This window comes from Mycolicibacter sinensis, from assembly GCF_001667375.1.
Classification (GTDB): Bacteria; Actinomycetota; Actinomycetes; order Mycobacteriales; family Mycobacteriaceae; genus Mycobacterium; species Mycobacterium sinense_A.
In genome coordinates, this window is record NZ_LZIN01000078.1 from 1 (window position 1) to 1,085 (window position 1,085).

Genomic DNA, 1,085 nt, shown 5'->3' on the forward strand with positions numbered 1-1,085 from the left:
AACAGGTCGGCCGCGGTTTGGGCGAAGGTCGGCGACGGAGTGGACAAAATCGTCGGGCCGACGAAGAACGCGGTGTCAGCGAGCAGTTTGACGGCGGCATTGGTGGCGTGGACCGGCGCGGCGGCAAGCACACCGCCTGCCACGGTGCCGGCAATCGCGATCGGCGCGAAGACCTTGTTGAGCATCCGGGCCCGTCCCTTCACCGCAGAAGCTAAAGATTGCCTGAGGGCGATCATGGCAGGGCCGCTTGGCGGAAGTCAACGCCGCCAGCGGGCTGGCCAGGCATAGTCCCCGCGTCCGTTGACTCTCGTCGCGCGAGAATGCCATTATCAGCGTGTCCCGTCGGCGAGCTCTTACATAAGTTCAAGGTGTGTCGCAATGAACGTAACCAAAGTTTTCGCTCCGGTCGCCGTCGCGGGCGTCATCGCCGCCGGCGTCGCTGGAACCCCGGTCATCCAGACGACGCTCGCCGAAGTGGCCCTGTTGGCCGACACCGCGTTCTTCGTCGGCCCGACGATTTTGTCCACTCCGTCGCCGACCTTCGCCCAAACCGCGGCCGACCTGTTCCTTCACCCGCTCGGTTTCGACGTCGGCGACGATCCAGCCGCGTGCGTGGTCGGTGTCGGCGACTGCGACGCGCCGCTGCGGATCCTGTCCACCCCGGCGCTGGTCCAGCAGGGCCACAGCAGTTTCGTCGGGGCGGCCGAGATCGTGCGGGCGGTGCACGCCGAACTCAACGCCAACCCCGACGCCTACGATGCCGACAACCCGCTGTGGGTGTTCGGCTGGTCGCAGGGCGCCACGGCCGGTTCGATCGCCATGGCCCAGCTGGAACACGACGGCGTCGACCCGCAGTTGCTGCATTTCGTGTTCATCGGCAATCCGGTCGGTGCCGACACCGCGTCGGAGGGTATGGGCGGGGTTTCCTCCTCCGACTTCTTCGACACTGCTCTGCTGTCGGGTGTCCAGACCCCGAACAACTGGTTCGCGGTAACCGATTACACGATCCCCGGAGATCCGGTCACCGACCCCACGTCCACCTCTGAGCTCGGTTTGTTCTACGAGCACGTCATGTACCTGGTGTT

The 1,085-nt window shown here is 65.5% G+C and carries 1 protein-coding gene and 1 pseudogene; one reads left to right on the forward strand and one right to left on the reverse strand.

The window, feature by feature from the left end:
• A pseudogene (locus A5771_RS16470) lies at positions 1-203 on the reverse strand (PE-PPE domain-containing protein); the annotation flags it as partial.
• Positions 204-378: 175 nt separating this feature from the next.
• Here A5771_RS16470 and A5771_RS16475 point away from each other — a divergent pair.
• On the forward strand, positions 379-1,085 hold a 707-nt coding region (locus tag A5771_RS16475; protein WP_064856266.1), incomplete at its 3' end, for a PE-PPE domain-containing protein.